The sequence below is a fragment of the Caldanaerobius fijiensis DSM 17918 genome (assembly GCF_900129075.1).
Classification (GTDB): domain Bacteria; phylum Bacillota; class Thermoanaerobacteria; order Thermoanaerobacterales; family Caldanaerobiaceae; genus Caldanaerobius; species Caldanaerobius fijiensis.
In genome coordinates, this window is the sequence record NZ_FQVH01000035.1 from 1 (window position 1) to 24,912 (window position 24,912).

26 protein-coding genes, 1 pseudogene and 1 riboswitch are annotated in these 24,912 nt (G+C 41.1%); of the genes and pseudogenes, 19 read left to right on the forward strand and 8 right to left on the reverse strand.

Annotated features, from left to right (window positions below):
- The 7 genes and pseudogenes from BUB87_RS11395 to BUB87_RS11425 all read left to right on the forward strand — a co-directional run.
- Positions 1 to 966: RNA-guided endonuclease TnpB family protein (locus BUB87_RS11395; RefSeq protein WP_143156691.1), on the forward strand; the 966-nt coding region annotated here is incomplete at its 5' end.
- A 60-nt stretch (positions 967 to 1,026) separates the two neighbouring features.
- Entirely contained in the window at positions 1,027 to 2,700 is a 1,674-nt protein-coding gene (locus BUB87_RS11400; protein WP_073345533.1) for a hybrid sensor histidine kinase/response regulator, read from the forward strand.
- A complete protein-coding gene (locus tag BUB87_RS11405; protein WP_073345536.1) occupies positions 2,688 to 3,677 on the forward strand; it encodes an HD domain-containing phosphohydrolase in 990 nt (329 codons plus the stop codon). The genes BUB87_RS11400 and BUB87_RS11405 overlap by 13 nt, the downstream gene beginning before the upstream one ends.
- Before the next feature lie 258 nt (positions 3,678 to 3,935).
- A pseudogene (locus tag BUB87_RS11415) lies at positions 3,936 to 5,323 on the forward strand (glycoside hydrolase family 97 catalytic domain-containing protein); the annotation flags it as partial.
- Positions 5,321 to 5,644, forward strand: coding sequence for a glycoside hydrolase family 97 C-terminal domain-containing protein (locus BUB87_RS15110; protein WP_407641843.1), 324 nt, complete (start codon positions 5,321 to 5,323; stop codon positions 5,642 to 5,644). The pseudogene BUB87_RS11415 and the gene BUB87_RS15110, both read left to right, overlap by 3 nt.
- A gap of 102 nt (positions 5,645 to 5,746) precedes the next feature.
- On the forward strand, positions 5,747 to 6,715 hold the full coding sequence (locus tag BUB87_RS11420; protein WP_073345543.1) for a Mur ligase family protein: 969 nt from the start codon (positions 5,747 to 5,749) through the stop codon (positions 6,713 to 6,715).
- A 66-nt stretch (positions 6,716 to 6,781) separates the two neighbouring features.
- Entirely contained in the window at positions 6,782 to 7,438 is a 657-nt protein-coding gene (locus tag BUB87_RS11425; protein WP_073345546.1) for a single-stranded DNA-binding protein, read from the forward strand.
- 52 nt (positions 7,439 to 7,490) lie between these two features.
- On the opposite strand, the gene dapD is transcribed toward BUB87_RS11425, so the two are convergent.
- The 4 genes from dapD to BUB87_RS11445 are packed head-to-tail and all read right to left on the reverse strand — an operon-like array spanning position 7,491 to position 10,873.
- A complete protein-coding gene (gene dapD / locus BUB87_RS11430; protein ID WP_073345549.1) occupies positions 7,491 to 8,210 on the reverse strand; it encodes a 2,3,4,5-tetrahydropyridine-2,6-dicarboxylate N-acetyltransferase in 720 nt (239 codons plus the stop codon).
- 4 nt (positions 8,211 to 8,214) lie between these two features.
- Positions 8,215 to 8,970: a 4-hydroxy-tetrahydrodipicolinate reductase gene (gene dapB, locus BUB87_RS11435; protein ID WP_073345551.1), complete on the reverse strand. Its 756-nt coding sequence runs from the start codon at positions 8,968 to 8,970 to the stop codon at positions 8,215 to 8,217.
- Between the two features lie 26 nt (positions 8,971 to 8,996).
- Positions 8,997 to 9,875, reverse strand: a complete 879-nt coding sequence (gene dapA, locus BUB87_RS11440) for a 4-hydroxy-tetrahydrodipicolinate synthase (RefSeq protein WP_073345554.1) — start codon at positions 9,873 to 9,875, stop codon at positions 8,997 to 8,999.
- Positions 9,876 to 9,892: 17 nt separating this feature from the next.
- Positions 9,893 to 10,873 carry an aspartate-semialdehyde dehydrogenase gene (locus BUB87_RS11445; protein WP_073345556.1) on the reverse strand — a complete coding sequence of 327 codons (981 nt, stop codon included), beginning with the start codon at positions 10,871 to 10,873 and terminating at the stop codon, positions 9,893 to 9,895.
- Between the two features lie 81 nt (positions 10,874 to 10,954).
- Positions 10,955 to 11,126, reverse strand: a riboswitch (Lysine riboswitch).
- Between the two features lie 207 nt (positions 11,127 to 11,333).
- On the opposite strand from BUB87_RS11445, the gene BUB87_RS11450 reads away from it, so the two are divergent.
- From BUB87_RS11450 to BUB87_RS11505, 12 genes are all read left to right on the forward strand, one after another.
- Positions 11,334 to 12,449: an ABC transporter ATP-binding protein gene (locus BUB87_RS11450; RefSeq protein ID WP_073345559.1), complete on the forward strand. Its 1,116-nt coding sequence runs from the start codon at positions 11,334 to 11,336 to the stop codon at positions 12,447 to 12,449.
- Between the two features lie 112 nt (positions 12,450 to 12,561).
- Complete coding sequence (locus BUB87_RS11455) at positions 12,562 to 13,623, forward strand: PucR family transcriptional regulator (RefSeq protein WP_073345561.1); 1,062 nt, start codon at positions 12,562 to 12,564, stop codon at positions 13,621 to 13,623.
- A gap of 15 nt (positions 13,624 to 13,638) precedes the next feature.
- Positions 13,639 to 14,319, forward strand: a complete 681-nt coding sequence (ftsE, locus tag BUB87_RS11460; RefSeq protein WP_073345589.1) for a cell division ATP-binding protein FtsE — start codon at positions 13,639 to 13,641, stop codon at positions 14,317 to 14,319.
- Positions 14,316 to 15,203: a permease-like cell division protein FtsX gene (ftsX, locus tag BUB87_RS11465; RefSeq protein WP_073345564.1), complete on the forward strand. Its 888-nt coding sequence runs from the start codon at positions 14,316 to 14,318 to the stop codon at positions 15,201 to 15,203. Before ftsE ends, ftsX begins: the two co-directional genes overlap by 4 nt.
- A 25-nt stretch (positions 15,204 to 15,228) precedes the next feature.
- Positions 15,229 to 16,401, forward strand: coding sequence for a murein hydrolase activator EnvC family protein (locus BUB87_RS11470; protein ID WP_084111263.1), 1,173 nt, complete (start codon positions 15,229 to 15,231; stop codon positions 16,399 to 16,401).
- 59 nt (positions 16,402 to 16,460) lie between these two features.
- Complete coding sequence (locus BUB87_RS11475) at positions 16,461 to 17,672, forward strand: S41 family peptidase (RefSeq protein ID WP_073345566.1); 1,212 nt, start codon at positions 16,461 to 16,463, stop codon at positions 17,670 to 17,672.
- An 18-nt stretch (positions 17,673 to 17,690) separates the two neighbouring features.
- The gene (locus BUB87_RS11480; protein ID WP_084111265.1) at positions 17,691 to 18,917 is read left to right on the forward strand and encodes a PDZ domain-containing protein; all 1,227 of its coding nucleotides are present in this window, start codon (positions 17,691 to 17,693) and stop codon (positions 18,915 to 18,917) included.
- A 27-nt stretch (positions 18,918 to 18,944) separates the two neighbouring features.
- On the forward strand, positions 18,945 to 19,481 hold the full coding sequence (locus BUB87_RS11485) for an ATP-binding cassette domain-containing protein (RefSeq protein WP_073345569.1): 537 nt from the start codon (positions 18,945 to 18,947) through the stop codon (positions 19,479 to 19,481).
- Positions 19,474 to 20,655, forward strand: a complete 1,182-nt coding sequence (locus BUB87_RS11490; RefSeq protein WP_073345571.1) for an ABC-F family ATP-binding cassette domain-containing protein — start codon at positions 19,474 to 19,476, stop codon at positions 20,653 to 20,655. Before BUB87_RS11485 ends, BUB87_RS11490 begins: the two co-directional genes overlap by 8 nt.
- Before the next feature lie 36 nt (positions 20,656 to 20,691).
- A complete protein-coding gene (locus BUB87_RS11495) occupies positions 20,692 to 21,285 on the forward strand; it encodes a class I SAM-dependent methyltransferase (protein WP_073345574.1) in 594 nt (197 codons plus the stop codon).
- Between the two features lie 83 nt (positions 21,286 to 21,368).
- Entirely contained in the window at positions 21,369 to 22,454 is a 1,086-nt protein-coding gene (locus tag BUB87_RS11500; protein ID WP_073345576.1) for a GerAB/ArcD/ProY family transporter, read from the forward strand.
- A gap of 48 nt (positions 22,455 to 22,502) precedes the next feature.
- A complete protein-coding gene (locus BUB87_RS11505; RefSeq protein ID WP_073345579.1) occupies positions 22,503 to 23,351 on the forward strand; it encodes a purine-nucleoside phosphorylase in 849 nt (282 codons plus the stop codon).
- Here the strand turns inward: BUB87_RS11505 and BUB87_RS15115 are convergent.
- The 4 genes from BUB87_RS15115 to BUB87_RS11525 all read right to left on the reverse strand — a co-directional run bounded on the left by BUB87_RS15115 (position 23,286) and on the right by BUB87_RS11525 (position 24,830).
- Positions 23,286 to 23,453 carry a YvrJ family protein gene (locus tag BUB87_RS15115; RefSeq protein WP_073345581.1) on the reverse strand — a complete coding sequence of 56 codons (168 nt, stop codon included), beginning with the start codon at positions 23,451 to 23,453 and terminating at the stop codon, positions 23,286 to 23,288. The genes BUB87_RS11505 and BUB87_RS15115 overlap by 66 nt on opposite strands.
- A 64-nt stretch (positions 23,454 to 23,517) precedes the next feature.
- Positions 23,518 to 23,736 carry a DUF2922 domain-containing protein gene (locus BUB87_RS11515; RefSeq protein WP_084111267.1) on the reverse strand — a complete coding sequence of 73 codons (219 nt, stop codon included), beginning with the start codon at positions 23,734 to 23,736 and terminating at the stop codon, positions 23,518 to 23,520.
- 86 nt (positions 23,737 to 23,822) lie between these two features.
- A complete protein-coding gene (locus tag BUB87_RS11520) occupies positions 23,823 to 24,047 on the reverse strand; it encodes a DUF1659 domain-containing protein (RefSeq protein ID WP_073345583.1) in 225 nt (74 codons plus the stop codon).
- A 162-nt stretch (positions 24,048 to 24,209) separates the two neighbouring features.
- Complete coding sequence (locus tag BUB87_RS11525) at positions 24,210 to 24,830, reverse strand: glycoside hydrolase family 140 protein (RefSeq protein ID WP_073345586.1); 621 nt, start codon at positions 24,828 to 24,830, stop codon at positions 24,210 to 24,212.
- Positions 24,831 to 24,912 lie beyond the last annotated feature (82 nt).

A 24,912-nucleotide genomic window follows, 5' to 3' on the forward strand; every position in this document is an offset into this window, starting at 1 on the left:
GATTATGTGATTCGAGTAAAGACATTAAAAAAGGGCGAATGGATGGAGATACCGCTGAACACATCACGAAACTCTATAAGAAGACTCAACCAGTATAAAAACGGTTCGCCGACGATAAAGGTATTAAAATCCGGCCTTATAAAAGTAAGCGTACCGGTAACAAAGAAGACTCAGGAGTACAAGTACGATGAGATCATAGGAGTGGATGTGGGAGAAACGGAACTGCTGCACACATCGGAGAACAAAACGTACGGAAGTTTCAAGCAGATGATAGAGAAGTACGATAGAGCAGTGTTGCCCAAATTGAGCAACAGGAGCAAGTTGAGAGTGTTGATGCGGAAATACAGAAAGAGGCTGAAGAAAGAAACATCTGAAGAAAGGAAGCAGAGATTGAGGGAGAAGATAGGCAATATTAACAGGATGCTACAAGGCAGGAAGGCCCTGAACCGTGTTCTGAGGTCTTATGAACATGCCGTGAAGAAGGAAATAACCCTTGCGGTCAAAAACTTCATGAACGACATAAAAAACAGGAAGGTGCTCGTGTCCATGGAAGACTTAAACATACTGGAATTCGACCGCGGCAGAAGAAGCAACAGGAGAGATTCCAACTGGGCAAGAGGGCAGTTATTGAAAAAGCTGCAGGAAGCGTTGGAGTGGCATGGAAAAGACCATATTGGAGTTGAACCTGCGTATACATCACAGGAATGCCCTGTATGCCACAACGTCGATAAAAAGAGCAGAGATGGAAAGCGATTCAAATGCACATGCTGCGGATATGAAGATGACGCGGATCACGTGGGTGCAATAAACATAAGGGCGCGGGCGGAAGATAAGGAAATAGAAGAGATAATAGAGAGATATAGATACAACAAGAAGAGAAGACATGAAGCGATAAAGAAGGTGTTGAACGAGAGGCATAGAAGGTATATGGACAGCGCAGCTGTTGCGCAAGCGATAGCCATATGACCCCGATTATCGAGATACTTTCTGTGACACAGAAAGTCAATCCGATAGAGGTACCCGAGATTGGCTACTGTTTGTATCGACGGTAATGCATCTATGGCAAACCCCATAGGCCGAGAACGATACAGAAGGTGCTTGATCTGGGGATGCTCTCCACCTCGGTGGAGGGAGGATGTCACCAAACATCCAGAAGTTAACCTTGCTGTCTTTAATAAGGACAGGTTGTTATACAAGAACCTTAAGATGCTTCCAGATGTTCCTTTTGATTATACAGGTTTCGAACGGCTAGATTATAGAACAGTAACGATTTTTTTAAAGGTGGATGATCCCTTTACAAAAAGACTTTTACATGAACTTTTGAATGATGTTGCTTTCAAATTATTACAGATTGAGGACAGTGAGAAGATCGAAAGGCTTTACAGTGAGCTTAAAGAAGTTTCGAATTACCGTCTAACATTCATGAGGTCCATATCACACGAATTAAAAACACCTCTCAACGTTATACAGGGCAATCTTCAATTAGCGAAACTGGGAGTTTATGGCGATGTTTCTCACCTTTCAGAACTGTTAGAAGAGATAGAATCAGCTGTGAAACGGGCGACACAACTTATAAATAACCTGCTTGATCTTTCAAGAATCGAGACGGAAGGATTCTATGTAAAAGTGGAACCGGTGCGTTTTGAAATGTTTAAACAAATTATGAAAGAATACGAATTGCTTGCTCAACAGAAAGGGCTTCATTTTGATTTTCACTTCCAGGGAGAAGAACCTTTTTCTGGAGATTTCAGGATAATATCAACGATTCTTTCAAATCTTTTGAGTAACGCGGTGAAATACACAGGATGCGGAGAAATAAAAGGATTTCTTCAGGTGAGAGGTGATCGCATCATAATAGAAGTGAGTGATACTGGAAGTGGAATTCCCTTGGAACTGCAAGAAAAAATTTTTGAACCGTTTGTTAGTGGGGAATCAGGTGGATCTGGATTGGGACTGGCGATAGTAAAAAAATTTGTCGATCTTCTGAAAGGTAAAATCACATTTATAAGTAATGTAGGGGAAGGCACAACTTTCCATATTGAAATTCCTAGAGTCTACCGCCCGTCTCATTACGAAAATAAGGAACATGTGAACGTACTTTTAATAGAGCCAGATGAATCAACCAGAAGACTTCTAAGGAAAATAGTGTCAGATTATACGGTGGTAGAGGCGTTAACAGGACAAGAAGGATATTTAAAAGCCCTTGAGCATTCACCTGATCTCGTTATCACAGGTCTGAGACTGCCGGATATCGGTGGAGATGAGCTTTTATACCGGTTAAGAGGGGAAGAAGCTCTGAATAGAAGTAAACTCGTGTTATATGTAGGCGGGAAAATAGAAAAAACTGATACATACCTTATGGGACTAGAAATAGACATCGGAGAACTTGCTTCAAGGCTTAAGATTTTACTTGGTGATAAATTGCTTTTAGTGTATGATGATGATGAGAAGGTGAAAATTCATCTGGAACAGGTGAAGTCATTTATCAAAGCGCTGTTGGATAGAGAAATCATGGCAAAAGGACTGGAAATGGTGGATGAACGCGATTTCCTTCTTTATGACACCTTTGTTTTGCTGGTTCAAGGAGATCCTGAAATTATAGCTACGTTTATGAGAAGAATAAGAAAAATGTTCTATAGCAATATGGCGATTGCGATTGTTTTTGTGTTAACTGGAGGTGAATTAAAATGGCAAGGATAATGGTTGTGGACGATGAAGTAAGCAGCAGAAGTTTTATAGTGAAATATCTGAAATATCTGGGATATGGGGTTGTGGAAGCTGCTAATGGGAAGGAAGCATTGGATAAACTTGAAAAAATTCCTGTTGATGTAGTGCTGATGGACATATCAATGCCTGTTATGGATGGTATAGAAGCAACCCGGGAGATTCGAGAGCGCAACTATCCCGTCGTGGTATTGATGTTAACAGCTCTTACAGATGAAAAAGCTATGGATGAAGCAGCCGGTGCAGGAGCCGACGATTTATTGACTAAACCCGTGAATCTAAAAGAATTGGAAACGCGGTTGAAACTGGCTTTGAAAGTTGTCAACTTTTATAAAAGTAAGCGGTATTTCCAAATGGTTATATTCGAAGACCTTCGACAATTAAACGAAACGGTTAAAGAATTGCAACAGCGAAATGAACAGCTTATAATGGAACTTTTTACGAAACTTCAGTTGATTTCTGAATACCGGGATGATGAAACTCACGAACACACGTTGAGAGTAGGCTGGCTTGCAGGGCAGCTCGCAGAAAAGCTTGGGTTAAGTGCGGTAGATGTGGCGGAAATCGAATTTGCCGCTCCTTTTCACGATATAGGCAAAATCGGGATACCAGATAGAATACTTTTAAAGCCAGCCAAGCTCGATGATGAGGAATGGGAGATCATGAAAAAACATACAACTATAGGATATGAAATTCTTTCGGGAAGCTCTTCGAGTATACTGGAAAAAGCAGCTACTATAGCACTTACACATCATGAAAGATGGGACGGTAGTGGATATCCAGAAGGACTTTCAGAAAATGACATACCACTGGAAGGACAAATAATTGCTGTTGCTGACAGTTTTGATGCCATCGTTAGTAAAAGGCCATACAAAGATGCCCTTCCGCTGGACTATGCTTTTGAAGATATAGAGAAAAAGGCAGGAAGTTGGTACAATCCAGAAGGTCGTTAAAGCATTGGTGGAACTGGAAGAAGAGATAAGGGGACGACTATTTAGCCAAGAGATACATTAATAATTTGATTGATGATGTGCTAAATTTCATTGAAAAAAGCACAGATGCTTATATTATAATAATATAGAAAAAGAAATAATCCGTATATAAAGTTAAAAATTATCAAATAAGAGGGGGAGACGATTATGTTATCAAATAATTCGCCGGTCCAGGTATGGGATCTGAAATCGCCTGACAGCAATATTGCTGTAAAGGTTATGCTTTATGATAGCGGAAACCTGGAGTACTCTGTTGCCAGAAATGGCCAGGTAATATTTGAGAATTCACCTCTGGGCATAATTACCAGTGTTGCAGACTTTACATCAGGTTTGACACCCATCTCATTTTCGCATAAAACTATTTGCGAATCTTATCCTATGGTAGGGGCAAAAAGTCGGTATATAAAAATTGTGGAAATGAACTCATCCTGAAATTTAAAAAGAAATTACATATACTATACCTTATAATCCGCGCCTACAATGATGGCATAGCTTTTCGCTATCATATTCCCGGAGAAGGGCCTATAAATATAGCTTTTGAGGCCAGTGCATTCACAATTCCTGAATGCACGATCGGATGGGCTCAAGACTTTGTACCTCACTATGAGGGTTTTTACAACAAGCGCTCCTATGAAGAACTTTTGGCTGGAAATTTTGGAATGCCTGTACTGCTCAATAATAAGGAAAACTGGGTTCTCATCTCAGAGGCATCGGTTTATGGGGATTATTGTGGGTCGCATATTCAAGGAGATAGTGAGAAAAAATTGCTAAAAGTGACTTTTGCCCCTGACCAAAAAAATGTGGTTATGAGTAATCGGCCTTTTTATACGCCGTGGAGGGTTGCTATAATCGGTTCTCTCGCTGATATAGTAGAATCCACTTTGATCGAAAATCTGAGTCCTGACTGTGAAATAGCTGACACCTCATGGATTAAACCAGGTCGTTCCGCGTGGTCCTGGTGGTCCGGCGACAGCACCGAGGATTATGAGACCCAGGTTAAATACGTGGATTTTGCGCATAGAATGGGATGGGAATACTACCTTTGTGACGCTGGCTGGAAGCCTGAGTGGTTGCCTCAGCTGGTAGATTACGCGAAGAATAAAGATATCGGGATATTCGTATGGTATCATTATAAAGAGTTGCAAACAGATGATGAATTGCACGACAAGCTATCATGGCTTGCAGGGCTGGGTGTAAAAGGGATCAAAGTAGACTTTTTCGAAAGTGATAGCCAGGAAAGGATTCAGGTGTACGATAAAATAGCTAAGGCTGCGGAGAGGTACCGCCTTATGGTGGTATATCACGGCGCTACAAAGCCTGCTGGCGAGCGCCGCAGATGGCCGCATATTATGACAAGGGAAGGGATTCTGGGAGCTGAGTACTACAAATGGTCTGATGGCCCTACGGCAGAGCACAATTGCACAGTGCCTTTTACGCGCAATGCGATAGGCCCCATGGATTATACTCCTGTCACCTATTCTCAGAACAGGAATCAAACTACCTGGGCTCACCAGACTGCCTTGTCCGTAATTTTTGAGTCCAATATTCAGCATCTGGCCGATAAGCCCGAATCCTATGAAAGCATTGGCGACGCTATAGAGTTTTTGAAGGCGTGTCCTGCCACATGGGATGACACCAAACTTATAGAAGGTTATCCAGGCCGATTTGTGACAATAGCGAGAAGGTACGGCGATAACTGGTTTATAGGTTCAATCTGCGGTGGCAACACATCCAGGGTCACAAGCATACCGCTGAATTTTCTGGACCATGGAGTTAAATATGCTGCAGATATATATGAGGACGGCGATACACCTTCACAGATAATTCATGAGAGGCGAGAGGTTACCATTTCTGATGTGCTAAATATACAGCTAAAAACCAATGGAGGCTGTGCCATAAAATTGAGCCCCATAAGAAATATAAAATGAAGTTTTTATATTCGACAGCAGGTTATCCTGCTGTTATTTTTATACATAAATAAAACCTGCTTGGATTAACATAATAATACTAGCTTGAAGGAGTTGATGACTGTGGATTTAAATCTGGCTATTATGGGCATTTTAGGTAAATCGACTACTTCTAACATGATAAAAGCGATATGTAAGTCTAAAACTCCTGTCATAAATGAGATAACCGACGTCAATATGATACAGGAAGATGTTTTTTACAATAACAACGTTTATATTTTTCTTAATTCATATGATTCATCGCTGATAAATGGCAGGTTAAAAGAATTGATAAAAGGTATACCAGCAGATAGGTTGTTTATAGCCAACGCTGATGATAAAATTTTACTGGATATATTGGCAGTGAACAATTCCACACCAGTAATCACATTTGGTTTAAATGGCAAATCAACTATTACCGCATCAAGTTTATCGTGTACACGTGAGAGTACCAGATTTATTTATTGTTTGCAGAGAAATGTGGTGACTTTTTCAGGAAGGCTGATAGAACCTTTTGAATATCCTTTTGAATTAAAAATGGTAGGGAATTTTCACGTGTACAATGCATTGGCAGCTATTACTGCATCAATCTTCATGGACAAAGATATTTGTGATGTCAGGAGATCTTTAAAGAAGCTAACGATTAAACACAATATGGAAGTGGTGTACGATAACCGTTTTACTATAATTGATAATAGGTGTATGAATATATATAGCTTAGAAAAGGTTTTCGAATCATTGCAGTTTATTGATTACAACAAGCTTATTGTGGTGTGTCAGCTGATAGAGGATAGCGGATTTAACGATGAGATGAAAAATTCTATAGAAAACTGGTGCGATGCTTTGGATATAAAAAAAGTGATTTTTATATCTTCAGATATTAAACAAAGTGAAAATATTAATAAGGATGGGAAAGAAGTATTTTTCAATAATATGGGCGATTCTTTGCGATGCGCTATTGAAAACGCTTTTGAAAACGACATGATTCTCTTGATGGGTGGCAAGGCAGAACATGGTGCAGGTGAGGCAATATTTGACGCCCTTTACAGTTAATAATCATATTTTTTTATTGAAACAATATATTTATATAGAGAACTTAAGATTGAAGGGGAGAGGAAAATGGCCAACCAGCTGGCAAATAATGTTGTAAATATTGTAGGCAAGATCATTTCGGATCTTGAGTACGGTTATGAGTTGTTTGGGGAGGTCTTTTATCAGACCACCATAGAGGTTCCAAGGTTGAGTGAGAGCAAGGATTTATTGCCTTTGACCATATCGGAGAGGCTCATACCCGGCATGGACATAAAAAAAGGTGCGCGGCTTAAAATAGAGGGACAGCTCAGGTCTTATAACAGGACGACTGAAGACGGCAAAAGGCATCTGGTGCTTACGGTATTCGTGAGGGATTTAAAAGTGATAGGTGACGACGAAGTGGTTAAAAATCCCAATGAAATATTTATAGACGGATATATATGTAAAAAACCTGTTTACAGGTCTACGCCTTTTGGCAGGGAAATCACTGATTTGTTGATAGCTGTAAACAGGGCTTACAGGAAATCTGATTATATACCTGTGATCGCTTGGGGTAGAAATGCCCGCTATAGCGAAAAGTTAAAAGTGGGTGACAGGATAAGATTGTGGGGAAGGATTCAAAGCAGGGAATATCAAAAAAGGATATCAGAGGATGAGGTTGTAACAAAGACAGCGTACGAGGTATCCATTTCAAAGATGGAAAAGGTCGATAATGGAAACAAAGTAAAAGAAAATGATGAATAACAGATAAGCGTAAGCCTTAGCAGCATCGCGCAAAAGGCTTACGCTTAGATTTTTAGCCTCTTAAATCATCCAGGAGTTTTGTTTTATCTCTGGTCTTATCGTCTACGCTTTTGACGATCTTGGCAGGCACACCTGCGACGACCATTCCTGGGGGTACATCTTCTATGACTACCGAGCCTGCAGCTACTACCGCTTTTTCGCCTATATGAACGCCTTCTAATACCACTGCATTGGCTCCTATTAATACGCCGTCTTCGACGACAACAGGCACGCTGCTGGGAGGTTCTAATACACCTGCCACAACGCTTCCTGCGCCTACGTGGACGTTCTTTCCTATTTTAGCCCTTGCACCTATGACCGCGTTCATGTCGATCATGGAGTTTTCACCGATCTCAGCACCTATATTGATGACGGCCCCCATCATTATAACAGCATTTTTCCCGATTTTTACCATATCTCTGATGATGGCACCGGGCTCTATCCTCGCCTCCAGATTCTTGATATCCAGAAGTGGTATGGCTGAATTTCTTCTGTCATTTTCGATGACATAATCTTTGATGAGGTTTTTATATTTTTCCAGGTATTCTTTGATGATGTCGTATTCTCCGAATAATACCCAGAAAGGGCCATACCCGAAGCCTTTAAAATCTGTAAAGGTGTTTTTATCAAGGTTGCCTTCTACATACACCTTGACCGGTGTGGACTTTTTGGCGTTTTTTATGTATCGGGCGATCTGATAAGGATCATTTAAGAATTCATCTTGTGTGCTCATGCTTTCATCCTTCCTCTAATAAGTCTTTCATTGAATATAATTTTGGCTGCTTTCCGATGATAAATTCAGCGGCCTTTAATGCGCCTTCAGCGAACACCGCTCTGGATTGTGCTGTGTGTTTGATTTCAAGGACCTCGTCGCGGCCTGCAAAGATCACTTCATGTTCTCCTACTATAGTACCTCCTCTTATGGCGTGTATGCCCAGCTCATTTTTTTCCCTTTTGCCGCTTGATGGATTTCTACCATAAGTAAAATTGAATGTGTTGCCGAGGGTGTCGTTGATAGCTTTTGCGATCATGAGGGCGGTGCCGCTGGGAGCGTCCAGCTTTTGATTGTGATGTTTTTCTATAATTTCTATGTCACTGTTTTCGTAGAGTACTTTTGCCGCCTGTGTCACCAGCTTTACAAGAAGGTTTATGCCTAAGGACATGTTTGCTGACATAAATATGGGTATCTGAGCCGATTTTTCAAGGACGAGGGCTTCCTCTTTTGCGTCCAGCCCTGTAGTAGCTATTACTACAGGGAGGTTTAGTTCTGCGGCATCCTCTACGAGTTGCGGTATGGCTGTGTGGAACGAAAAGTCTATGACCACATCGGCAGGCTCTTTAACCTCCTTTAATCTACTATAGACTGGGAAGTCCTGTTTTGAGTTTATTTTGTCGACACCTGCCACTATTGTAAATTTACTGCTGTTTTTGACGGCATCTATCACGTTTTTCCCCATTTTTCCGTTACATCCATGTAGTATCAACCTTATCATTTTATTCACCTTTCTATATCATGGCTTTACAGCAAGCCATATTTCTTTAACATTTGCCTCAACATCTCTTTGTGATTATCCTCCATGTCTACCAGCGGGAGTCTGAGTTTGCCTACGCCCATGCCCATCATGTTCATGGCGGTTTTTACAGGTATGGGGTTTGTCTCTATGAACAGGATGTTATTTAAAGGATTAAGTTCCAGCTGAAGCTCTCTTGCGCCCTCCACATCGCCGCTTAAGTATTTTTCCACCATTTCGTGTACCTTTGCAGGAAGAATATTGGCTGTAACGGATATAACGCCTACTCCGCCCAGCGATAGGATTGGTACGACCTGATCGTCATTGCCAGAATATATGTCCAGCTTGTCTCTGCACAATCTGGCGATTTCAGCCACCTGGCTTATATTGCCGCTGGCTTCTTTTACGCCCCTTATATTGGGATGGTTTGATAAGGTGCAGAGCGTTTCAGGCGTTATGTTCATACCGGTCCTTGAAGGCACGTTGTATATAATGATGGGTATGTTTACACTATCGGCTATAGCGGTGAAATGAGCTACCAAACCTTTTTGAGTCGTCTTGTTGTAATAGGGCGTTATGCACAGGAGGGCGTCGGCGCCTACGCTTTCAGCGTATTTGCTGAGTTCAATAGAGTGAGCGGTGTCGTTAGACCCGGTTCCCGCTATGACGGGTATTCTCCCTGCGACTTTTTCAACGGTGTACTTGATAGCGCCCTTTCGCTCTTCATCGGTCATAGTAGATGCTTCTCCGGTAGTACCGCATATGATTATGGCGTCTGTATGATTTTCTATATGCCATTCCAGCAACTCTCCCAATTTGTCATAGTTTACCCCATCCTCGGTAAAGGGCGTAACTATGGCCACTCCCGATCCTTTAAATATGGGCATTGTACCACTCCTTTCATTTATAACAACAATTCGGCTATCTGGACGGCGTTGGTTGCGGCGCCCTTTCTTATGTTATCTGCTACTATCCACAGGTTCAGGCCGTTTTCCACGGTTTCATCTCTTCTTATCCTGCCAACATAGACTTCGTCGTGCCCAGATGCAATGGTTGCCAGTGGATATACATTCTCTTGTGGTTTATCCATGACGATGACACCGGGGGCCTTTGACAGGATGTCGAATACCTGAGATAGCTCAAAGGGCTTTTCAAATTCCACGTTGACTGATTCGCTGTGGCTATTTTCAACGGGGACCCTGACTGTAGTAGCGGTTACCTTTATACTGCTGTCGCCCATGATCTTCTTGGTTTCGTTGACCATTTTCATCTCTTCCTTGGTGTAGCCATTATCCAGGAATACATCTATATGTGGCAAGCAATTGTTGGCTATGGGATGCGGATAAAACTGTGGCTGTTCACCGTTTAATGTCCTCCTGAGATCATCAACACCTTTTTTGCCAGAACCGGAAACCGCCTGGTACGTAGATACCACGATCCTCTTTATCTTAAATGCATCATGTAAGGGTTTTAAGGCCACCACCATCTGTATCGTGGAACAATTGGGATTTGCGATGATTCCTTTGTTCCATCCAACGTCTTGAGGATTTACCTCAGGTACTACGAGGGGTACGCTGTCATCCATTCTCCATGCACTGCTATTATCTATGACCACGACTCCCTTTGATGCTGCTATAGGCGCAAACTTCAGGCTTACGCTGGCCCCAGCAGAAAATAGCGCAATATCAATAGGGCGGTCAAAAGAATTCTCTGTTAGTTCTTCTACTACATAGTCTGTGCCTTTGAAGTTTATCTTTGTACCTGCTGATTTTTTAGACGCAAAGAGGTACAGATTTTCGATGGGGAAATTGCGCTCTTCCAGTACCTTGAGAAAAGTCCTTCCGACAAGTCCTGTGGCACCGACTATAGCTACGTTTTTCTTCATTAAAATACCTCCTATAAAAATAGTTATAAAAAAATCTAGTTATGTGGAATAACTAGCTGGCATTATAGACATCACGACTATAAACCAGATAGCTCTCCATCATCGCTGATGACAGTCAGCATGTTGTTCACATACTGACCAGGTCACCGGTACGGAGAATACCGGCCCTTCGGCGCTGTTTCCTTTTCTGCAGTTCATCGACTTCTCCCATCTCCCATACAGTACTCATAAACAGCGCGCCTCTATCTGTTATGTCTTCAATATTATATTTTATTCTAATATACCAGAGTTGTTACTTTAAGTCAAACATAAATTAAAGGGAAGAAGAGTATATCGTTTTTTAACAAAAAATGATATAAAACTATGTATAGTATACATAATATAAATTTTCGACAATTTATATTATAATATACCTGTAACGTTTGTAAACGTTAATACACTAATGATTGGAGGAAGAATTATGGCACAGGTTATCTTAAAGAACGTTTCTAAGGTCTACCAAGGCGGAGTAAAGGCTGTCGATAACTTCAATCTGGAGATAAAGGATAAAGAGTTTATAGTATTAGTCGGACCATCAGGTTGCGGAAAATCTACTACGTTGAGGATGGTAGCAGGCCTTGAAGAAATTACAGAGGGTGAACTGTATATTGGCGATAGATTGGTCAATGACGTTCCGCCTAAAGATAGGGATATCGCGATGGTTTTCCAGAACTACGCGCTGTACCCTCATATGACGGTGTATGACAATATGGCGTTTGGACTTAAGCTGAGAAAAATGCCAAGGGCTGAGATAGATAAGAGGGTAAGAGAAGCGGCGAGGATACTTGATATTGAGCACCTGTTGGATAGAAAGCCTAAGGCCCTTTCAGGAGGTCAGAGGCAGAGGGTGGCATTAGGCCGTGCTATTGTGCGTGAACCCAAGGTCTTCTTGATGGACGAGCCCTTGTCAAACCTGGACGCAAAATTAAGAGTTCAGATGAGGACAGAGATCAGTAAGCTTCATGAGAGACTTCAGACCACATTTATATACGTAACTCACGATCAGACAGAGGCCATGACAATGGGCGACAGAATCGTCGTCATGAAAGACGGGGTTATACAGCAGGTGGATACGCCGCAGACCATATACGATTATCCTGCCAACATGTTTGTGGCCGGATTCATCGGAAGTCCGCAGATGAATTTCATAGACGTAAGGTTGGTAGAGAAGAACTCTGAGGTCTATGCGGAGTTTAAAGGTTTTTCTCTGAAGTTGCCTGATGGAAAGGTTAAAAAGCTCGTCAACAGGTCATATATAGGCAAGGAGGTTGTGCTGGGCATCAGGCCTGAGGATATCCACGATGAGGAAGTGTTCATAAGCGCCAATCCAGGAGCTGTTATTGATGCAAAGGTCGAAGTAGTAGAGCTTTTAGGTGCAGAGACGTTCCTTTACATGGATCTAAAAGGTCAGCAGATTATAGCTCGCGTTGATCCCAGAAGCAAGGCAAAAGAAGGGGATATGCAGAAGATAGCCTTTGATATGAATAAGATACATCTGTTTGACAAGGAGACGGAAAAATCTATTTTGAACAGATAAGTTAAATTAAAGAAGGATTTTCAAATGAAAAGCAGAAATAATTATATAGATATTATTTCTGCTTTTTTCTTTGTCATTAATATAGTATACTATGTATTAGGGGTTGATTTCTGTGGATATATACAAAAGTGTATACGAAAAGGTTATGGATATTGTAGGTCTGCCTTTTAATATATACGATGCTGAAGGAAAATGCATTGTGGGCAGCAGCGAAGGCACTTCTATACCTATAGCGAATTTTGAGGATTTTTTTGAGTACGACAATTTTTTTGTTATAAACAACTGGATTTATAAAAGTGTAAGAATGAACGGAAAATTTTTGTGTTGCATTGCTATGAAAGGATTATCTCCGGAGGTGCAGAAATATATAGGGCTCATCGAGCAGATGATCATAGGCTTTAACAAGACAGATACAAACAGGTTAAGTATTTTTCGCAATATTATAGAGGGGCGCGATATAAATATAGAAAAGGCCGCAGAAAAGACCGAGGTACCTGTTATCAAAGATAGGATGGTTATACTCGTCAAGATGAATTCTTCATTTGAAGAGGTAAGAGAGATTCTGAAACAAATGTTTCCCGATGAAGCATCGGAAATCCTTATAGATATCGATACGGACAAAGTGCTTCTCATAAAGAGTGTGGAAGAAAACGGCGACAGCCCCCAAAAGGTGGCCATGTCTATTTTAGATACGCTAATTGCAGAATTATATGAAAAAGTAAAGGTTGCTATAGGCGGCATAAGCAAGAGCCTATACGATTTAAGAAAGATATATAAAAGGGCTGAGACAGCTATGGTCCTTGGGGAAATATTCGAAGACAAAAACAAGATATTGGATTATGAACAGCTGGGGCTAAAGCGTTTGATAAGTCAGATACCTATAGAAATTGAGAAAGCTTATTTAAATGAGATATTTAAAAACAAAAAAGATTTTCTGGAAGATAAAGAATTGTATGATACAGCTTTAAAGTTTTTTGAGAGCAATCTCAACATAAGCGAGGCTTCCAGAAACCTGTATATTCACAGGAACACGCTGGTGTATCGCCTGGACAAAATTCAGAGGTTGTTAGGTCTTGATTTGAGGGATTTTGACGATGCGGTTATCTTAAAAATCGCGCTTATGTTTGACGAATACATAAAGTTTATGGAAAAATATGCGCTTACGGATACTTAAGGAGTTGTTTTAATGATGGTAGAGTTAATCGGTGTTTCCAAGGTATATCCAAACGGCGTTATTGCGCTTTCTAATATCAATTTGAGCATAAACAAGGGTGAGTTTGTGTTTGTAGTGGGTTCCAGCGGTGCTGGGAAATCTACGCTTATAAAGCTTTTGCTAAAAGAAGAAGAGCCTACTACGGGGCAGATAATCGTAAACGGTGAGGATATCAGCCGATTAAAGAGGTCTAAAATACCTCATCACAGAAGAAATATAGGGGTGGTATTTCAGGACTTCAGGCTGCTACCCAATAAGACGGTATACGAAAACATCGAATTTGCTATGCTGGTGGCGGGAAATCCAATTAAAGATGTTAAAAAACATATTTACTCGGTACTGGATATGGTAGGCCTTGTAGATAAAGCTAACAGCTATCCGCACCAGTTATCCGGTGGAGAGCAGCAGCGAGTGAGCCTTGCCAGGGCAGTGGTCAATAAGCCGCTTATACTCATCGCTGATGAGCCCACAGGCAATCTGGACCCGGACAATTCGTGGGCGATTATGCAGATCATCAATGACATAAACAGAAGAGGAACCACCGTGCTCATGGTAACCCATGCCAAAGATATAGTGGATAGGATGAGAAAAAGGGTTGTTACCCTTGTCAAAGGCAATATAGTCAAGGACCAGATAAAGGGAGCGTATGACATATGATATATAGAAGAATTAAGTATTTCATAAGCGAGGGCATGGTGAATCTATGGAGAAATAGGGCTATGGCGGTGGCCGCTATAACTGCTGTTGTTGTATCACTGGTGGTTTTGGGAGTGTTTACAGCTCTTGTAATGAATGTGGATTATATAGCGTCTCAGGTGGAATCGGAACTGGTTTTAAGGGCATATATACAGGATAATATCAAAGGAGATGATGTAAACGCCATTAAAAATCAGATAAGCCAAGTGGATGGAGTGAAAAGTGTAAAATATGAGTCTAAGCAGCAGGCACTGGAAAATTACAAAAAGCAGCTGGGCAAAAATGCCTACCTGCTCAATGGCTTGGAAAAAGATAATCCATTGCCACAATCGTTTATCGTGAATATAACCGAACCATACAAGATAAAATCGGTAGCGGCTGCTATTTCCAGGATAAAAGGGGTTACAGAGGTCAATTATGGCAGAGATGTGGTGGACAAGCTACTTAAAATTACAAACATAGTGAGGATAATTGGCATCGTGCTCATAGGTACATTGGTATTCGTAAGCATCATACTTATTTCTAATACCATAAAATTAGCTGTTTACGCCCGAAGAAGAGAAATAAACATCATGAAATATGTTGGCGCTACCGACTGGTTTATAAGGTGGCCTTTTATGATTGAAGGCTTTTTATTAGGCGTAATAGGATCTTTTATAGCTATCGTCATCGTAGGATATGCTTATTACTACCTTACAGATGCCTTAAATAACCAGCTGGTGATCTTCTCTCTGATCCCTTACAATAGATTGCTGCCTTATATAGCAAAGTTATTCATGGGATTGGGATGCGTTATAGGCGTGATGGGAAGCGGCTTGTCTGTAAGGAAGTTTTTAAGGGTGTAATTTTTTACTTCAAGGGGGTATTGAGTTGAATCACCTTGTAAGATCGCGCTGGTATCTAAGCACTGCTTTGTTGCTGATTTTATCTTTGGCGTTTTATAGCGCTTTTTCGCCTATCGGCTATGCTGATGATTTGCAGCAGAAAAAGGAGCAGCTGCAAAATGTCCAAAAGAGCATTGAGGAAAAGAAAAAACAACTAAATGATATTCGGCGGGAAAAAGCGGATCTGCAAAACCAGTTGGCCATCATTCAACAAAATCTTGTACAATCTCAGGAGCAGCTCAACAAGGCACAGAAGCAGCTATCCAAGCTAGAAGCAAGTATAAAAATAAAAAGTGAGGAGCTTGACGCGGCACAAAAAAGGTTGAATGATGAAAATGAGATTTTCAAAAAACGCGTTGTAGCTATGTATAAGAGCGGCCCTATGGGTTATGTTGGAGTTTTGCTGGATTCAAATAATTTTCTAGATTTTTTATCCCGCTACGAGATAATGAAACGCCTTATAAAATACGATAAAGACCTTATAAGCCAGATAACTATGCAAAAGGAGGATATAGCTCGCCAGAAACAGGAACTTATAAAACAGCGAAATGAAGTTGCGAGCGTTAAAAATGCCATTGAACGCAGAAAGAAGGAGATAAGCATACAGCTGGCATCGCGATCCGGTATATTGAGAAAGTTGAACATGCAAGAGCAAACCTATAAATCCCAGATTGAGGATTTATCTAATGAGTCTGAACAGCTTACAGCTATAATAAAAAAATTGCAGGAACAAGCAGCGCAGAGAAAAAACGCCGTTAGATTTGCAGGTGGAAAGCTGGGCTGGCCTGTTCCTGGCGTTTATGATATAACGGATCCATTTGGACCCAGGTATCATCCTATTTTGAAAGTGGAGAGGATGCATACGGGTATTGACATAGGGACTTCTTATGGCAGTACAGTGGTTGCATCGGCAGACGGAAGGGTTATATATGCGGGCTGGTTTGGAGGCTATGGCAATGCTGTGGTAATAGACCACGGAGATGGTATAAGCACTTTATACGGCCATAATTCTTCATTGCTTGTTAAAGAAGGGGATATGGTCAAAAGGGGTCAGGCAATTGCAAAGTCTGGAAGTACTGGTTTGTCCACAGGTCCTCATCTTCACTTTGAGGTGAGAAAAGATGGGGTGCCGGTCAATCCTATGGATTGGCTCAAGTAGTAAAAAGCTATCATACTGCATAAATTATTAAGGTAATTTACTTGAATGGAGTTGGTGAGATGTCAAAACGCAAAAAATTACCAGGCGCCATACTGCTTGTTTTGATAACGGCTGTTGTCACATTTTTTATAACAGATTTTTTCTCTATTGTACTACCCGGCGGCAGTGTTATTATATCCAGAAGGGATTTTGAGCAATACCGTGAAGTGGCCAAATTGTTAGCCATAAAGGATATACTTATGCAGAATTACGTCGATAAGGTAAAACCTGAAGTGCTGATGGACGGTGCCTACAAAGGGATGGCTTCGGCTCTCAATGATCCGTATACCGTGTATATGACCCCAGCTGAATTTAAAGAATTTATGGAGCAAACTGCTGGTTCTTATGCAGGTATAGGTATTGTGGTTAGCGCTGATAAAGAAGGCAACCTGGTGGTAGTATCTCCTATTGATAAAGATACGCCAGGGGCAAAAGCGGGGCTTAAAACCAATGACAAGATACTTGAGGTCAATGGTCACAAAGTGAGTGGAAAAGACATGGACAAAGCTGTTTCCCTTATGAAAGGACCTGCAGGCACATACGTGACCATAACAGTGCTTAAGGCAGGTCAGACAAAACCTGTTACTATAAAAATAAAGCGAGAAACCATAACGCTTAAGACAGTTAGGGGGGAGATGCTACAGGATAAGATAGGTTATTTAAGAATGTCCATGTTTGACGAGCATACCTATGATCAATTTAAAAGCGAACTGGATAAATTAAATGCTCAGGGCATGAAGGCACTTATATTGGACCTCAGGGATAATCCCGGTGGGTTACTAGAGATAAGTGTAAAAATAGCAGATACCCTTTTGCCCAAGGGGGTTATTGTATACACTGAGGATAGGTATGGCAATAAAGAGTATAAATATTCTGACGCCAAATACCTGGGCAAACCCCTGGCTGTTCTGGTGAATGAGGGCAGTGCCAGTGCCTCAGAAATACTGACAGGAGCTATAAAGGACCATAAAGCGGGTACTATAATAGGGACCAAGACTTTTGGAAAGGGTATTGTACAGACCATGCAGGAGTTTAGCGATGGTTCTGCCCTAAAATACACGGTGTCAAGGTATTATACGCCCAATGGGGTAAACATACAAGGTAAAGGAATAATGCCTGATATTACTGTGGAATTGCCTAAAGGATTTAATTCCATAACTGTTCCCAGAGACAAAGACACGCAGCTTAAAAAAGCCATCGACGTATTAGAATCTCAAATAAATAAAAAATAGGATGTAGGTGAATTAAGTGTGTTTATTAAGTTATTTTTGATGGTTTTAAATGGTGTATTAGCTGGGATATTTCAGCCATTTTTCTGGCTGGTTTTTATTTTTATGTATCTGCAGTATAGAAGATCTACACAATTACAGATAGAGCTTTTTGGCAACACACTCTACCCTCTGAAAGACCAGGTAGTAGATGCCATCCTTTTCAGCTTTTTAAGCGGCTTTATAGGCAGCTTTATAATGGTTTTACTGGGGATAAGCGTTGAAGGCTCGGGCATAGAGTATGTATGGATGCTGGCCTTAATACTTATGTTGATTCATCCGAGGTATATCTGTTTTTCCTATGCAGGTGGACTTATATCCTTTTTCTCCCTCACGGTGGGCTATCCCAAAGTGGATGTTTCAGGACTTATGGCTCTGGTAGGCATACTGCATCTTATGGAGAGCTTGCTCATATGGCTGGATGGATACAAGAGCCGCATGCCTATTTTTACCACAAGAGATGACGGCAGGATAGTAGGGGGATTTAGTCTTCAGCGGTTTTGGCCAATACCTTTTGTCATATTGACGGTGTCTGCCACGACAGCGCCCTTACATGGTACGACCAGCATTGCCATGCCTGATTGGTGGCCCATCATAAAATCCGTAGCAGGTGCTAATGCCAATTATATGATCGTTCCGGCTGTAGCTGCTCTGGGGTATGGGGATATATCCCTCACCCAGACTCCTCAGGCGCGTACGAGAGATTCTGCGTTCAGGCTCATGGCTTTTAGTGCTGTTTTAATATTATTGGCCGTTTTATCGACGCACTATTCGGCTTTAAAGTGGGTTGCTGCCGTGTTTGCACCTGTTGTCCATGAACTCTTGATTTTGTATGGCCTCAAACATGAAAAAGAGGGTAAACCTGCTTTTGCGCCGGTCACCAGCGGTGTAAAGATACTGGATGTCTTTCCAGGCTCTCCTGCTCAGGCGATGGGTCTTAAATCCGGTGATACCATAATGAAGATAAATAATGAATACGTAAACAGTGATGAGGATGTGCTATATATACTGAGCATGTATTACACTTTTATATGGATGGAAGTTAAGGATTTAAATGGAAATACGAGGACGGTGGAATATGCTGATTACAGAAACGGCATAGGCAACCTTGGCATAATCTTTGTCCCGTCAAACCCTATGACGAGCTTTTCTGTGGAAGAAATCCACAGCCCTCTCAGGAGGTTTTTCAATCGCTTCTTTAACGTCTGACAGAGTTAGAACGGAGGTTGTAGCATAGTGGCCAAAGTATGTATTGATATTGCAAATTTAACCAAAACCTTTGGAGCAAGAAAGCTATTAGATGGAATAAATTATAAGATATATGCAGGGGAAAAGATGGGACTGATTGGACCTAATGGTACCGGAAAGACCACCCTTATAAAAGCCATATTAGGCCTGGAAGAGGTGGATAGCGGTGATATTGTTGTTAAAGGCAATGTGGGGTACCTTCCTCAATTTCCAGTATTTAAAGAAGGTATGACAGTTAAGCAATATTTTGAATCCTATGGTATTGATTTGGAGGAAGCGACATCTTTAATGGGAAAGTTATACATGGATAAAGGCGTTTTCGAAAAAGGGTTAGATGTATTGAGCGGTGGTGAAAAGACCAAAGTAATACTGGCGGTTGAGCTATCAAAATCTCCCGATATCCTGATACTGGATGAGCCTACAAATCATCTGGATGTAGATTCAATAGAATGGCTGGAAGGCTGCTTAAAGAATTTTAAAGGGACTGTGTTGACCGTTTCACACGATAGGTACTTTTTTGGATAAGGTCGTTCATAAGATTCTGGAGATAGATGATGGAAAGCTTATTGAATATAAGGGAAATTACAGCTTTTATGTTCATCAGAAAAAGCAAAAGTTTCAGAGGCAACTGTTTGAGTATCAACAATATAAGAAAGAGAAAAAGCGGCTGGAAGAGATGGCGAGGAAAGCCCTGGAAAGATCGCAGAATATGGAAAGAAAAAGCTGGCATCCTGAAAGCAGTGAAGAGCGTGGGGGAAGGGATTTCTATGGAGGTAAGGCGAAAAAGGTGGCCAGGACAGCTAAAGCTATGGCCAAAAGACTTGAACACCTGGAAGTAAAAGAAGCGCCAAAAGAAAGGGATAAGATAAATCTGAGTTTTGTTGACAGAAAAGATGTGAGCAGGTATATTTTTGAGGCTATAGATTTAAGTAAAAGTTTTGGGCAAAAGCTATTGTTTTCAGATGCAAATTTTGTCATAGAAAAGGGCGAAAAGGTTGCGTTATTGGGTAAAAACGGCTGTGGCAAAACTACGCTGCTGAAAATTTTCATAGGGGAGGAAGCGCCGTCTTCTGGGAGCATAAAAGCCGCTGAAAATGTAAAGATCGGTTATTTTGCTCAGCAATTAGAGGTACTGGATTTTGAGAAGACTGTGCTGGAAAATGTATTGGATACAGGTGCTCCTCAGGCTCAAGCCAGAAACTTTTTGAGTTGTTTGCTGTTTAGAGGCGATGATGTAAATAAAAAGGTGGTGGATCTAAGTGTAGGGGAAAAGGCAAGGCTGGTGTTTGCCAAATTACTTTTGTCAGATATAAATGTGTTGGTACTTGATGAGCCGACAAACCACCTGGATATTGAGTCAAAGGAAGCCATTGAAGATGCACTGGAGGCTTTTGATGGGACTATACTCTTTGTAACCCATGACAGGTACTTTATTAAACGGCTTGCCAGCAAGGTAATTGAGATCGACAATCAGAGAGTAAAGGTATATGATGGGGGTTATGAGTATTACGTGCAGAAAAAAGCCGATACTGGCAGGGTAGATATCAAACAGCAAATACTGTTGCTTGAAAACAGGCTGGCCCAGCTCTCCGGTCTTCTATCAGATCCCAAGCGATCAACGGATGTGGATGAGTTAAATAAAGAATTTATTGAAATATCAAGGAAATTACGGGATTTATACGCAAATAATAAACGGTAAATTTCAGGTGTATGACTTTGAGAAAGGAGAAATATTATGGAGCACTATTTTTCAGAGAATCCCTCAACCACTCATGAATTGCGAAGATTTGAATATGAGGTAAAAGGCCATAAAATCTTTTTTACCACAGATAAAGGAGTATTTTCCAGGTTGTATGTGGATAAAGGGTCGGATCTCATGATAAATGCCATGCCTGAAAATTTATCGGGTTATCTTCTGGATATGGGCTGTGGATACGGGGCTATAGGCTTATCACTGGCTAAAATAAATCCCTCACTTCATGTGACCATGGTGGATATAAATCAGAGAGCTGTGGAATTAGCTATAAAGAATGCAAAGGCAAATAAAATAGATAATGTGACGATATTTAAAAGCGATGGGTTTTCTGAAGTCACAGGGCTTTTTGATTACATCGTGACAAATCCTCCTATACGGGCAGGGAAAGAAGTGGTACATTCTATTTTAGAGCAAAGCATAGAGCATTTAAGAGAAGGCGGGTTGTTGTATGTGGTCATACAGAAAAAGCAAGGAGGCCCTTCAGCTGTAGATAAATTGATGTACGTCTATGGAAATTGCGAGAAAATAGTCAAAAGCGGGGGATACTGGGTATTGCGCTCGAGAAAAGATTGACCAAAGGATTGTCCTCAATTGCTGTCATGGATTTTGCATAATTAGTATATGTTGATGTCACACTATATTCAGGTGAATAAGATATGCATAGAGAAAAGATTTATCCATGGCAGCTTTTTAGCCTCATTTTTATATTTGAATTGGGCAGCGCGGTTCTGTTTGCATTGGGCATACAGGCAAAACAGGATATCTGGATTGTTGTTATTCTTTCGTATCTTGGTGCGGTAGTTGTGGCCTTTGTGTATACGAGATTGTTTTACGAATATAAGTGTGGTTTGGTCGAGTATTTATTAAAAATCTGGGGTAAAAACCTGGGCAGCGTTATTTCATTTATGTATATCGTATTTTTTTTGATTTTAACAGCGGTTGTCACAAGAAATTTCATGGAATTATTAAAAACAGCCATCTTGTTTCTTACCCCTTCTGCTATAATCACCTTATTGTATATAGCTTTGATCACTTATGCTGTAATGCTGGGGATTGAATGCATAGCCCGCATGTCTTCTTTATATGTTATTATAGTCGCGGTATTGCTGGTTATACAGTATTCTTTATTTATTGCCTCGAAGGAGGTGGATTTCTCCAGTATTTTACCTATATTAGAAGATGGTATAATGCTCCCGCTGAAAACCGCTTTTCAGATAACCCTCGAATTTCCGTTTACGGAAATAATAGCCTTTACTACCGTATATCCTATGCTGTCAAAACCACAAAAGGCATTTAGCATGACCCTCGCTGCTCTCACAGCTGCAGCTGTAGTTATAGCATTGAATGACATATTTATAATATCAATATTAGGCGTGAATGAAACGGCCAGAATATCATTCCCGTTGTACATAGCTATTACCATGGTGAGGATTGGTTTTATACAGAACATGGATGCTCTGGTTGTTATTATCCTGGTGATAAACGGCTTCTTTAAAGTCGCGATTTTTTATTATGCTTGTGTGGAAAGTATACAAAAGCTCTTTAATTTCAAAGATTATAGGTTTTTGCTTGTACCGCTTAGTGCTTTTATCATTGCATTTACCATGATTTATGGCAGAAACTATACGGAGCACATAGAATTAAGCCTTAAAATATTGGTGCCATATATACAGTTATTCGTGCAGGTGCTCCTGCCTTTTGCCACGTATATTGTGTCAATTTTTAGGAAGACGGCTTGCTGAAAAAATAGTATAATAAATTATGTCAACATAAATGAAGGAGGTGTTAGATTGATTATACGGTATAGAACAGCAGCAAACTATATAAGAGATCGTTTTGATTTAAAGCCAAAAATAGGCCTCATACTGGGGAGTGGGCTGGATATTCTGGAAAAAGAAAAGGATGTAAAATGCATTGATTATCGCGATATACCGTATTTCCCTGTGTCAACCGTAAAAGGCCATGCCGGTAAATTGGGCGTCTATGAGATAGAGGGTGTTCCCACCCTGGTCATGCGGGGGAGATTTCATTACTATGAAGGCTATAGCCTTGCCGAAATTACCTTCCCCATCAGGATTATGAAATTGCTGGGCATAGAGATACTTATCGTGACCAATGCTTCCGGTGGAATAAATCCATCATTTAAGCCGGGGGATATCATGTTGATAGAAGACCACATAAACCTGATGGGGAACAATCCGCTTATAGGCGAAAATGAAGAAGTTTTTGGACCAAGGTTCCCCGATATGACGCAGGCTTACGATAGCGAGTTGCTGGAGATAGCTCAGAAAGCGGCCAGAGATCTGGGCATTGATGTAAAAAAAGGCGTCTACATGGCTGTGACAGGGCCTTCTTATGAGACACCTGCAGAGATCAGGGCTTTTGAGAGGCTGGGCGCCGATGCCATAGGTATGTCTACGGTTCCAGAAGTTATTGTGGCAAGGCACTGCGGCATAAGGGTTCTGGGTATTTCTTCTATTGCAAATCTGGCAGCAGGAAAGGGCAGCGGCAAATTGTCTCACGAGGATGTAGTGGAAGGTTCCAAAAAGTCTGCTAAAAATTTTGAGCGGCTTTTAACTGAGACGATTAAGAGGATAGGTCTTCAATGTATCGATGACCCTGGCCAGTTCGTTTATTGATTGGGTAAGGGTATCCAGCTTATTTTCAATGCGCACTAAAAGGTATATGCTGACTACTATAGGGAAACCTAGATTTGCCACCTGTGATAATATATCCTCCATAAAACAACCTCCTGACGAATAAAGTATTAAAAGTAAAACCCTGGCATATGCCAGGGCTGGATTTTTACAACACGAGATCGAATTCCTGAGTCTGTGTGGTGACGATGCTGGCGCTTATGGGCTCTTTTAATTCGCCATTGGATATTTCAAAGACGTTTTTTGCCACCAGCGTACCCATCGCGTTTTTTATATCGGCTTCGGTGATATCGTCTCTGACATTGTCTACGCTTATCCTCACTAAACGGCCTATGGAGTTTCTAAACACCATTATAAGGGTTTTCAAGATTTCACCTTCTTTCTACGGAAGATTGATAGGATTTTAAGATGGGCCTGCAAAAGTCCTTCAGGTGTTTTAAACGCTTTTAGTTTTTAGGCCTCCTGGGTCAGTATGCCCGTGTTTTGCCTTAAAATCTGGCTTACAGGGTACTTCTGCAGATTGGCGATGGTTATAGCCGCATCCATGACGTCCTGATCAGCAGCGCTGGCTTTTATATTGTAATTGCCTCTCAAGACGATTTTTCTGCCCTGTTCATCCACGCCGCCGTCGTATTCTATGGTCAACCTTGAACCATTGAGATTAAATGTAACAGCCATCGATTTCCCTCCTTTCGCCATATAAGTCGCATTGAAGTAAGCAATTTTATACATACGGCGAAAAGAATTTTTTAAATCTTATTTCGTATTAGTGCCAGGAGTTGATTTATTATGCCGCCTATCAATACAGCGCCGCGTTCATGTATTTGTTAATCTATTTGTTTATACAGCGTCAAGAACCAACACCCAGTCATCTCCTCTTCCTCTTGAAGGAGGCATAAAATCAATACATCCTTTATTTTCGTATTCACCTATTCTTGAAAATTCGCCTGTTCGTGGATTATACCACTGAGCTAACACCTTTGTACCATTTAATATCCCTGATCTTGCTTTTATCTTTAACCCACTGGGGCTATATATAAATGCATATCTTTCTCCCCGGGTAGCTCTCATATGATGTGCTCCAGTATAATTTTCTTCCAAAATATCCTGTGCGGGGATCCGTTCAAAAAAAGGTCTGCTTTCTATTAACGATTTTAAGTATTTCAGCTGAGAAGCTCCAGGTCTGAATAACGCTTCTTTCCACGTCATAGGGAAGTATGGTTCCGAAGTAGTATTCATGCTCCATATGTTGTGGTTTCCATAAGTATGACCACAAGCACCTGAAAATACTGCCCAGTAAGCTGCTCTTCTGACATCTGCTTCATCAAAATATTCATTATTTGCGTTGAATCCTACAGGATGGTCCTCATAATTAGGCTCACCATGTGAACTACATCGCCAATGAATTGGCGCGCTTCGTGCTCCCGATGAAACCTCGATGAAAGTCCCATCGGTACGCAACTGGGGTGTCCAACCCCACTACTGCCGTGATAGGTCTCCCTATCCTTCGCAGATACTTTTTCATTATGTTATATGCTCCTAC